This window comes from Hydrogenophaga sp., from assembly GCF_011772445.1.
Lineage (GTDB): Bacteria > Pseudomonadota > Gammaproteobacteria > Burkholderiales > Burkholderiaceae_C > Hydrogenophaga.
In genome coordinates this window covers 1-10,309 of the sequence record NZ_WVZN01000011.1, presented here as the reverse complement: position 1 = coordinate 10,309, position 10,309 = coordinate 1, and the positions used below count along the sequence as shown (strand labels likewise).

Annotated in this window: 12 protein-coding genes; 5 read left to right on the top strand and 7 right to left on the bottom strand. The window is 69.6% G+C overall.

What is annotated here, in order from left to right; translation table 11 throughout:
- The 5 genes from era to nagZ all read left to right on the top strand — a co-directional run.
- Positions 1-509, top strand: a 509-nt coding sequence (gene era, locus GTO19_RS04620; protein ID WP_291022259.1) for a GTPase Era, incomplete at its 5' end; no start/stop codon positions are given.
- Between the two features lie 90 nt (positions 510-599).
- The gene (gene recO / locus GTO19_RS04615) at positions 600-1,388 is read left to right on the top strand and encodes a DNA repair protein RecO (RefSeq protein WP_291022257.1); all 789 of its coding nucleotides are present in this window, start codon (positions 600-602) and stop codon (positions 1,386-1,388) included.
- 12 nt (positions 1,389-1,400) lie between these two features.
- Positions 1,401-2,153 carry a pyridoxine 5'-phosphate synthase gene (locus GTO19_RS04610; RefSeq protein WP_291022255.1) on the top strand — a complete coding sequence of 251 codons (753 nt, stop codon included), beginning with the start codon at positions 1,401-1,403 and terminating at the stop codon, positions 2,151-2,153.
- Entirely contained in the window at positions 2,150-2,557 is a 408-nt protein-coding gene (acpS, locus tag GTO19_RS04605; RefSeq protein ID WP_291022253.1) for a holo-ACP synthase, read from the top strand. Before GTO19_RS04610 ends, acpS begins: the two co-directional genes overlap by 4 nt.
- Complete coding sequence (gene nagZ / locus GTO19_RS04600; RefSeq protein ID WP_291022251.1) at positions 2,554-3,633, top strand: beta-N-acetylhexosaminidase; 1,080 nt, start codon at positions 2,554-2,556, stop codon at positions 3,631-3,633. The genes acpS and nagZ overlap by 4 nt, the downstream gene beginning before the upstream one ends.
- 13 nt (positions 3,634-3,646) lie before the next feature.
- Here the strand turns inward: nagZ and GTO19_RS04595 are convergent, their stop codons facing one another.
- The 7 genes from GTO19_RS04595 to GTO19_RS04565 form a co-directional block, all read right to left on the bottom strand.
- Complete coding sequence (locus GTO19_RS04595; RefSeq protein WP_291022249.1) at positions 3,647-4,330, bottom strand: LON peptidase substrate-binding domain-containing protein; 684 nt, start codon at positions 4,328-4,330, stop codon at positions 3,647-3,649.
- The gene (gene accD / locus GTO19_RS04590) at positions 4,327-5,205 is read right to left on the bottom strand and encodes an acetyl-CoA carboxylase, carboxyltransferase subunit beta (RefSeq protein ID WP_291022247.1); all 879 of its coding nucleotides are present in this window, start codon (positions 5,203-5,205) and stop codon (positions 4,327-4,329) included. The genes GTO19_RS04595 and accD overlap by 4 nt, the downstream gene beginning before the upstream one ends.
- A gap of 36 nt (positions 5,206-5,241) precedes the next feature.
- A complete protein-coding gene (trpA, locus tag GTO19_RS04585) occupies positions 5,242-6,051 on the bottom strand; it encodes a tryptophan synthase subunit alpha (RefSeq protein WP_291022246.1) in 810 nt (269 codons plus the stop codon).
- A complete protein-coding gene (trpB, locus tag GTO19_RS04580) occupies positions 6,048-7,319 on the bottom strand; it encodes a tryptophan synthase subunit beta (protein WP_291022244.1) in 1,272 nt (423 codons plus the stop codon). The genes trpA and trpB overlap by 4 nt, the downstream gene beginning before the upstream one ends.
- Positions 7,320-7,363: 44 nt before the next feature.
- A complete protein-coding gene (locus tag GTO19_RS04575; RefSeq protein WP_291022242.1) occupies positions 7,364-8,065 on the bottom strand; it encodes a phosphoribosylanthranilate isomerase in 702 nt (233 codons plus the stop codon).
- A complete protein-coding gene (truA, locus tag GTO19_RS04570) occupies positions 8,062-8,850 on the bottom strand; it encodes a tRNA pseudouridine(38-40) synthase TruA (protein WP_291022642.1) in 789 nt (262 codons plus the stop codon). The genes GTO19_RS04575 and truA overlap by 4 nt, the downstream gene beginning before the upstream one ends.
- 64 nt (positions 8,851-8,914) lie before the next feature.
- A partial coding sequence (locus GTO19_RS04565; RefSeq protein ID WP_291022239.1) for a FimV/HubP family polar landmark protein occupies positions 8,915-10,309 on the bottom strand: 1,395 nt, incomplete at its 5' end.

Here is a 10,309-nt window from a genome sequence, read left to right as displayed (position 1 = left end):
TGCACCGCCGCGGCGAACTCGCGCCCTGGTTGCGTTCCATGCAGGAGCGGCACGCCTTCGCCGAGTTCGTGCCCATGTCGGCCAAGGCGCCCAAGGACATCCAGCGTCTGTTCGGCATCTGCGAGAAGTACCTTCCCCGGCAAGCCTGGATCCACGATGCGGAGGAGCTGACCGACCGCAGCGAGCGCTTCATGGCCGCCGAGATGGTGCGCGAGAAGCTGTTTCGCCTCACCGGCGACGAGTTGCCTTACACCTCCACGGTGATCATCGACCGCTTCGAGGAGGAGGGTCAGTTGCGCCGCATCGCCGCCACCATCGTGGTGGAGCGCGAGGGGCACAAGGGCATGGTGATCGGCGACAAGGGCGAGAAGCTCAAGCGCATCGGCACCGAGGCGCGCATGGAGCTCGAAAAGCTCTGGGGCGGCAAGGTGTTCCTGGAGCTCTGGGTCAAGGTCCGCTCCGGCTGGGCCGACGACGACGCTCGCGTGCGCTCCTTCGGTTATGAATGAGGCCCCCACGCTCCGCCGCTGCGCGGGTCGCTGCCCCCCGAGGGGGCTGGCCTGCCTTGGGGCGGCCCGGCGGCAGGCCGACTTTCTCCGATGAAGGCTCGCGTCGCCGACGAATCCGCCTACGTTCTGCACCGCTACGACTGGAGCGAGACCAGCCTCGTGCTGGAGGTGTTCACCCGCTACCACGGCCGCATCGCCCTGGTGGCCAAGGGTGTGAAGCGCCCCACCTCGCAGTTCCGCCCCGTGCTGCTGCCGCTGCAGCCCCTTCAATTGAGCTGGAGCGGCGACGCCGAGGTGCGCACGCTCAAGGCCGCGCACTGGGTGGGCGGGCACGTCATGCCCACCGGCGAGGCGCTCATCGCGGGCAGTTACCTCAATGAGCTGCTGGTGAAGCTGCTGGCGCGCGATGACCCGTACCCGCGCCTGTTCGACTGGTTCGCCACCGCCGTGCACACCCTGGCCGAGCAGCCCGAGGCCCGCACCGTGGTGCTGCGCGCCTTCGAGTTGCTGATGCTGCGCGAGATCGGCCTGCTGCCCGACCTGCTGCGCGAGGGCGCGACGCTGGCGCCGCTGATCGAGGGCGAGCCTTATGTGCTGCAGGCCGAGTCCGGCCTGCGGGTGGCGCACGACGACGACCACCACGCGCTGCCCGCCGCCCGGTGGCGCGACCTGCAGCATGCCCTGGACGACCCCGCGCCATTCGTGCCCGTGCTGCGCGTCTGCGCCGACATCGCACCGACCCTGCGCATCCCCCTGCGCAACCTGCTGCACTACCATGGCGGCGTGCGCGTGTTTCGCACGCGCCAGCTCATGCTCGACGTGCAGGCCCTGAGCCGTCGCCGCGGGCATGCCGCCGACGCCGCTTCAACCGATTCCTGACCGAGCCCGAGCATGGTGCACCCCCGAACCGCGCTGTCCGTCAATCTCAACAAGGTCGCGCTGGTGCGCAACACCCGCCACCTGGGCATTCCGTCCGTTACGCGCGCGGCCACCCTGTGCCTGCAGGCTGGTGCCGCCGGCATCACCGTGCATCCGCGTCCCGACGAGCGCCACATCCGCGCGCACGACGTGCACGACCTGGCCGCCGTGCTCAAGGCATGGCCCGGGCGCGAATACAACATCGAGGGCAACCCCTTCCACAACCTCATGGACTTCGTGCGCGCCGTGCGCCCTCACCAGGCCACCTTCGTGCCAGACGCCGAGGGGCAATTCACCAGCGACCACGGCTGGCGCTTCCCCGACGACGCCGAGCGCCTGCGCCCCCTGATCGCCGAGTGCCAGGCGCTGGGCGTGCGCGTGAGCCTGTTCATGGACGCCGAGGCCGATCAGATGGCAGCGGCCAGGGCGGTCGGTGCCGATCGGGTGGAGTTCTACACCGAGCCCTATGCGGCGGCCTTTGGCACGCCAGGACAGACCGGACAACTGCAGCGCTTCGCGCGGGCCTCGCAAGCCGCGCTGGACGCTGGCCTGGGGGTCAACGCCGGCCACGACCTCAACCGCGACAACCTCACGCCGTTCCTGCGCGCCGTGCCGGGCGTCAGCGAGGTGTCCATCGGCCACGCGCTGATCGCCGACGCCCTCGAGCTCGGCTACGAAGCCACCGTCATGTCCTACAACCGCTGCATCGCCGACGCCTTCGCATGATCTACGGCATCGGCACCGACATCTGCGACGTGCGCCGTATCGCGGCCACGATGGAACGCCAGGGCGAGCGCTTCGCGAGCAAGGTGCTCAGCGAGGCCGAGTTCGCCGTCTGGCAGCGCCGCAGCGCGCGCTGGCCGCAGCGCGGCTTGCGCTACCTGGCCACGCGCTTCTCGGCCAAGGAGGCTTTCTCCAAGGCCATCGGCCTGGGCATGCGCATGCCCATGAGCTGGCGCCGTTGCGAGATCGCCAATCTGCCCAGTGGCCAACCCGTCATCGTGTTGCACGGCGAACTCAAGACCTGGTTCGAATCCCAGGGCCTGCGCGCGCACGTCACCGTGACCGACGAGACTGATTACGCGGCCAGTTTCGTGGTCGTCGAACGCACCGATTCCCTATCGCCATGAACCACCACGCCCCCCTGATCATCGACGTCGCCGGCCTGACGCTGAGTGATACCGACCGCCAGCGCCTGGACCACCCCCTGGTCGGCGGCGCCATTCTGTTCGGTCGCAACTGGCGCGACCGCGCGCAGCTCACGCGGCTCTGCGCGGAAATCAAGGCGGTGCGCGAGGACCTGCTGGTCGCCGTCGACCAGGAAGGTGGCCGCGTGCAGCGTTTCCGAACCGATGGCTTTACCGCCTTGCCGCCCATGGCCGCCTTCGGCGAGCGCTGGATGGCCGGCGGCGCCGACGGTGACGGGGCGATGCGCGCGATCGACGCCGCCACGGCGGCCGGCTTCGTGCTCGGGGCGGAGCTGCGCGCCTGCGGTGTGGACCTGAGCTTCACCCCGGTGCTCGATCTCGACCACGGCGACAGCGCCGTCATCGGCGACCGCGCCTTCGCGCGTGACCCGCGCGTGGTGGCGATGCTTGCGCAGGCGCTGATGCACGGCCTGCGGCAAAGCGGCATGGGCAACTGCGGCAAACACTTCCCCGGGCACGGCTACGTGCGCGGTGACACGCACCACGAGATCCCGCGCGACACCCGTTCGCTCAAGGCCATCCTGGCCGACGACGCCTTGCCCTACGGCTGGCTCAGCGCCTCGCTCAGTGCGGTGATGCCCGCGCACGTGGTCTACCCCAGGGTGGACGCGCGCCCGGCCGGCTTCTCGGCGCGCTGGTTGCAGGATGTGCTGCGCGCGCGACTGGGCTTCACCGGTGCGGTGTTCAGCGACGACCTCGGCATGGCCGCGGCGCGTCAGATCGAGGGCCGGGCGGTGCGCTTCGCCGAGGCCGCCACCGCCGCACTGCAGGCGGGTTGCGATATGGTGCTGCTGTGCAACCAGAGCGTGGTGGAGGGTGGTGCGCCGATCGACGAGGCCATCGATGAACTGTCGCGCGCCGCGATGCAGGGCGATTGGGTGCCGTCGCCCGCCAGCGAGGAGCGCCGCCGCGCGCTGCTGCCGCAGGGCAAGGCCATGGCCTGGGACGATCTGATGGTGGATGCGCGCTACATGCACGCGCTGTCGCTGCTGCCCTGAACGGGCGTACCTTTCAGCGGTCGAGCCCGAGCTTCTCGAGCAGATCGGCCACGAGTTCGAGGCGCAACAGCGGGTTGTCCAGCGCCATCAGCCGCTGCTTGAGCGCAACCGGGGCGGGCACCAGCTCGCACCAGCGGTTGGCCACCCAGCCCGCGTCGTCCCAGTGGTAGGGCGGCTGGATCGGCAACTGTTCCTCGGCGCCGGGTTGGCGCTCGCGCAGGTTCTCCAGCACACGCTTCAGGCCGATGGCCACGGAAGCCAGCTCGTCTGGCACGGGCGCTTGAACGTCGGCGGGCATCAGGTCCACGTCGGCCACCCACAGGCCGTGTGGCAGGCGCGTGCGGCGGGTGACGTTGAAGCGCTGCAAGCCCTGGCAGCGGATCATGAACAGCCCGGGTTGCGGTTTCTCCAGTGACTCGATGCGAGCGAGCACGCCAACCGGGTGGAAGACCTCTTTGGCGAAACCGTCGCCGCCGGGCGGGGCGTTGGGGTCAAGGCGGCGCACCTCGCTGCCTTCGCTCAGGCTCACCACGCCGAAGGGCGCGCCGGCCTTGTGGCAGCGACCGATCATGTCGAGGTAGCGCACCTCGAAGATGCGAAGCGGCAGCCAGCCGCCCGGGAACAGGACGGTCTGCAGCGGGAAGAGGGGCAACTGGGCGAGCTTGAGCGCCTCAGTGGCCGCCGGGCCGTCGCTCAATCCTCGACCACCGCGTCGGCGCTCTGTCGCTGCATCATGGCCAGCAGGTTGGCCACGGTGGCGCGCAGTTCGCGGCGGTCGCAGATGAAGTCGACCGCGCCCTTGGTCTGCAGGAACTCGGCGCGCTGGAAGCCTTCGGGCAGCTTCTCGCGCATGGTGTTCTCGATCACGCGCGGGCCGGCGAAGCCGATGAGCGCCTTGGGCTCGGCGATCACCACGTCGCCCACGAAGGCGAAGCCCGCGCTCACGCCGCCCATGGTGGGGTCGGTCAGCACGCTGATGTAGGGCAGGCCCTTCTTGGCCAGGCGCGTGAGCGAGGCGTTGGTCTTGGCCATCTGCATGAGCGAGAGCAGGCCTTCCTGCATGCGCGCGCCGCCGGTGGCGGTGAAGCACACGAAGGGCACCTTCTGCGCAATGGCTTCCTCGACGCCGCGCACGAAGCGCTCGCCAACGACCGAGCCCATGGAGCCGCCCATGAAGTCGAACTCGAAGCAGGCCGCGACCAGGCTCATGCCCTTGACCGCGCCGCCCATGACGATGAGGGCGTCGGTCTCGCTGGTGGTTTCCAGGGCTTCCTTGAGGCGCTCGGGGTACTTGCGGCTGTCCTTGAACTTGAGCGCGTCCACCGGCAGCACCTCCTGCCCGATCTCGTAGCGGCCTTCGGCGTCAAGGAAGCCGTTGAGCCGCGCGCGCGCACCGATGCGGTGGTGGTGCGAGCAGTGCGGGCAGACGTTCTGGTTCTTCTCGAGGTCGTTCTTGTAGAGCACGGCCTCGCAGCTCGGGCACTTCACCCACAGGCCCTCGGGCACGCTGCGGCGCTCGGTGGGGTCGGTCTGGGTGATCTTGGGGGGCAGCAGCTTTTCGAGCCAGGACATGCGGTTCTCCGGGGGAGTGAGGGGCGCGAGGCGGGATTATGCGTCCAGCGCTTTTCGGATGGTGCGCATGAACTGGACGGCCACGGGCACCACCTTTTCGTGCGGTTCGTCCTCGATGAGCTGGATGAGCTTGCTGCCGATCACCACCGCGTCGGCGGTGCGGCCGATGGCCCGGGCGGTCTCCGCGTCCCGTATGCCGAAACCCACGCCGACGGGGATGCTGACGTGTGCCCGGATGCGCGGCAGCATGGCCTCCACCTGGGACACGTCCAGCGTGCCCGCGCCGGTGACGCCTTTCAGTGAAACGTAGTACACGTAGCCGCTGGCCACGCGCGCGACCTGGGCCATGCGCTCGTCGGTGGACGTGGGCGCCAGCAGGAAGATGAGGTCCATGTCGCGTGCGCGCAGGGCGCGGGCGAAGTCCTCGCATTCCTCGGGCGGGTAGTCCACCACCAGCACGCCGTCCACGCCGGCCTCGGCCGCGTCGTTCACGAAGGCGCCAGCGCCGTGCTTCTGGTCGTAGCGCTCCACCGGGTTGGCGTAGCCCATCAGCACCACGGGCGTGCCGGTGTTGCGTTCGCGGAATCGCCTCACCATGGCCAGCACCTGCACGAGGCCGATGCCGGCCGCCAGCGCGCGGTCGCCGGCCTTCTGGATCACGGGTCCATCGGCCGAGGGGTCGGAGAAGGGCACGCCGAGCTCGATGATGTCGGCACCTGCTTCGGCCATGCCCTGCATGAGCTCGGGCGTGATGTCGGCGAAGGGGAAGCCGGCGGTGACATAGGGGATCAGCGCCTTGCGGCCCTGGGCCTTGAGTTCGGCGAGGGTCTTGTCGATGCGGCTCATTTGGCTTGGCCCCCCTTGACGGTGTGTCCGCGCATGGAGGGGCGGTCGTAGAAATCGACGCCCGACAGGTCGGCGACGGTGCCTATGTCCTTGTCGCCGCGGCCCGAGAGGTTGACCAGAATGGACTGGGTGGGTTTCATCGTCCTGGCGAGCTTCATGGCGTGCGCCACGGCGTGGCTGGACTCCAGCGCGGGGATGATGCCCTCGGTGCGGCAAAGGTAGTGGAAGGCCTCCAGCGCCTCGCTGTCGGTGATGCCCACGTACTCGGCGCGGCCGATGTCCTTGAGGAAAGCGTGCTCGGGGCCGACGCCGGGGTAGTCCAGCCCGGCGCTCACGCTGTGGGTCTCGGTGACCTGGCCGTCGTCGTCCTGCAGCACGTAGGTGCGGTTGCCGTGCAGCACGCCGGGGCTGCCGCGCTGCAGCGAGGCAGCGTGCTTGTCGCTGTCGAGGCCTTCCCCGGCGGCCTCCACGCCGATCAGTCGGGTGTTCTGGTGCGCGATGTAGGGGTGGAAGATACCCATGGCGTTGCTGCCACCACCGACGCAGGCTATCACCGCATCGGGCTGCTCGCCGGCGCAGTTCGCCTCGCGCAGCATCTCGGGCATCTGCTTAAGGCATTCCTCGCCGATCACGCTCTGAAAGTCGCGCACCATCATCGGGTAGGGATGGGGGCCAGCCACGGTGCCGATGATGTAGAAGGTGTTGTCCACGTTGGCGACCCAGTCGCGCATGGCCTCGTTGAGCGCGTCCTTCAGGGTCTTGCTGCCGCTTTCCACGGGCACCACGGTGGCACCCAGCAGCTTCATGCGGAATACGTTGGGGCTCTGGCGCTTGACGTCTTCGCTGCCCATATAGACCACGCATTCCAGGCCGTAGCGCGCGCAGACGGTGGCCGTGGCCACGCCGTGCTGGCCCGCGCCGGTCTCGGCGATGATGCGCGGCTTGCCCATGCGGCGCGCCAGCAGGGCCTGGCCGATGGTGTTGTTCACCTTGTGCGCGCCGGTGTGGTTGAGGTCCTCGCGCTTGAGGTAGATCTGTGCGCCGCCCATCTCGCGGCTCATGCGCGCGGCGTGGTAGACCGGGCTGGGCCGGCCCACGAAGTGCGCGAGCTCGTGGCGGAATTCGGCGAGGAAGTCCGGGTCGTGCTGGTACTTCTCGTAGGCCGCCTTCAATTCGTTGATGGCGTGGGTGAGCGTCTCGCTCACGAAGCTGCCGCCGTAGATGCCGAAGTGGCCTCGGGCGTCGGGTTGCTGGTAAGGGGTCTGCATGCGAAATCCTGTGCGGTGGATGGCCCGCGCGACCCCAGGAAGGGTCAGGATCGCTGCGGGGAGGGTGCTGGCGCCGGATCGGTCAGGTGATCGGCGGCGCGCACGGCGGCCACGAAGGCCTGCATCTTGTCGGCGCTCTTGATGCCTTTGGACACCTCGATGCCGGAGCTCACGTCAACGGCCCAGGGCCGGACGAGCCTGATGCCATCGGTCACGTTTGCAGGCGTGAGTCCACCAGACAAAACGAGGCGAGAGCTGGCGTTTAGTCGAGGGTGTGACCACGTGAAGGCCGTCCAGTCGAAGGATTGGCCACCGCCGCCGAACCCCTCGACATGCGCGTCGAGCAGGATGGCTTGGGCAGAGGCGAACGCATCGGCGAATTGTAGGAGATCGAAGGATTTCCCGGCCTCGCCGGCCGGGATGCGGGCGGCGCGCAGGTAGGGCCGTCCTGTGGCCTGCGCATCGCTGGGGGATTCGTCTCCGTGCAACTGCAGCAGGGCGTGGGGCACGGCGCGCAGGCCGCGCGCGATCCACTCGGGGCTGGCGTTGACGAAGAGCAGCGCCGGCGTGACGAAGGCGGGCAGTCGGAGCGCCAATGCGCCGGCGCGCTCGGGGGGCACGAAGCGCGGGCTGGGTTCGTAGAGCACGAAGCCCACCGCGTCGGCGCCGGCCTGCACGGCGGCGTCCACGTCGGCCTCGCGGGTGAGGCCGCAGAACTTGATGCGTGTGCGGTGGGTGGGTGTCACGGCAGCCAGTCGAAAGCGGGGGTGCGCTCGGGCAGGCCCCAGGCCGCATCGTAGACCGGGCCGAGAAAGTACAGGCCGTCGGGGGAAAAGGTGGGCGCGGCGGCGTCGCGGCTGCGCGCGGCCAGAACTTCTGCCATCCACCCGGGCGGTTGTTGACCGCTCCCGATGGCGACGAGGCAGCCCATGATGTTGCGGATCATGTGGTGCAGGAAGGCGTTGGCCTCGAACTCGAAGCGCCAGTAAGCGCCGCGACGCGCGATCTCGACGCGCCGCAGCGTTTTCACCGGCGTGTGCGCTTGGCATTGCGAGGCGCGGAAGGAGGTGAAGTCGTGCTCGCCGAGGAGGTGATCGGCGGCCCGGCGCATGGCGTCCGCGTCCAACGGGCGGAACACCCAGCCAACCTGGCCCTGCTCCACGCTCGGTCGCACGGGGGATTCGAGCAGCACGTAGGCGTAGCGGCGGGCGACGGCGCTGGCGCGGGCGTGGAAAGCCGCAGGCACCTCGCGCGCCCACTGCACGGCGATGTCGGTCGGCAGGAAGCTGTTGGTGCCGCGTACCCAGGCGTATTCGGTCCGCTCCAGCGGCGTGTCGAAGTGCACCACCTGCATGAGCCCGTGCACGCCTGCGTCGGTGCGGCCGGCGCACAAGGTGTTGACGCTGGTCAGGGCGCTGAAGCGCGCGAGCGCATCTTCCAGCTTGTCTTGCACGGTATTGCCGCTGGGCTGGCTTTGCCAGCCGTCGTACGCCCGGCCGTTAAAGCTCACGCCCAGCGCGATGCGGTGCATCGGGCTGGGCGTGGTGGGGGACTCGTCGGGGGATGCTGTCAAGCGACGGCGTCGGGCGATCGGATCAGGTGGTCAGATCGGCCAGGAAGGTGCTGGCCTTGGCCTTGAGCGGACCGGACGCTTCGGCCAGCACTTCTTCGGCCAGCGAACGCGCGCCTTCGAAGTCGCCGATGGCGCGGAACTCCTCGGCCAGCGAGAGCTTGGTTTCCAGCGGATTCTCCTCGGTGAGGTCGCCTGCCGGCGCCATCGTCACGGGTTCCTTGTGGCCGCTGTCGAGGTCCAGGTTGAGACCGTCGAGGTTGAAGTCCATCAGGCTGCCGGCGGGCTCGGGGGCCAGGCCGGCCCTGGTAGAAGTGGTCTTCAGGTCGAGGTCGAAGTTGGGGGCGCTGATGCTGTCGGGGGCGGCCTGACCGAGGCTGGGCACTTCGATGTCGGCCGGCGTCGTCGCCGAGCGCTCGGCCTCGTTGGCGGGCGAGGGCAGATCGAGGTCGAAGTCCATCGACATGGAGGCCGGGGCACTGGCCGGCGACGCCGAAGGCGCGGTCAGGGCTTCGGTGGCGTCGAGGTCGTCCAGGTCCGACATGGCGGCCACGTCGGGCCGTTCCGCCGGGGCGGGGCGAGACACCGGCGCGTCGTCGATGGGGATGTCCAGGTCCAGGTCCAGCGGGCCCGCGCCCGTGGACGCCTGCGAGTCGAGGTTGACGGTGCTGGGGGCGAAGGCATGCAGGCCGCCGGCAGCCGTGGCCGCAGCGACACCGGCCTTGGGCACAGGTTTGCCGCCGGGGTGGTACAGCGGGTTGGTGGGATCGAGTTCACGCCCCAGCTCGCAGGCGCGTTCCCACTCGGGGCCTTCACCCTGTGTGAGGCCGAAGGCCTCGCTGGCCACCACCTCGAAGGCGCGGGCGTCGCGGCGCTTGGCGTAGATCTCGAGCAGCTTGGTGTGGATGGCCACGCGCGTGGGCGTGCTGCGCATGGCTTCCTTGAGGATTTCCTCGGCCTGCAGGTCGCGGCCATAGGCGAGGTACACGTCGGCTTCGGCCACCGGGTCCACGTCGCCCGCGGCGTCGAGCTGGCTGGGCGAATAGACCATCGACGATCCCGAGGCCATGGCTTCGGCGGTGTCGATGCGCTGGCCGCCGCTGGAGCCGAAGAAGGAGTCGGGCTGCAGACGGCTTTCGAGGAAGGAGCTGTCGACGTTGGCGTTGGCCTTGCGTTGGCGCATGCGCCACAGGCCCAGCCCGGCCAACAGGGCCAGCAGGCCGCCCGCCAGGGGCAGCAGCAAGGGGTTGTCGGTGAGGCTGCTGAGGAAGCCGGGCTCGTCCGCGGCGGGAGCGGGCACGGCGGGCGGGCGTGGAGCTGCCACCACGGGCGCCGGGGCCGGCGCTGGGGTGGGCCCCGGCGCGGCGGCTTCGGCCGGCGCGGGCGCCGGTGCTTCAGCGGCGGGTGCCGGCGCCGGCGA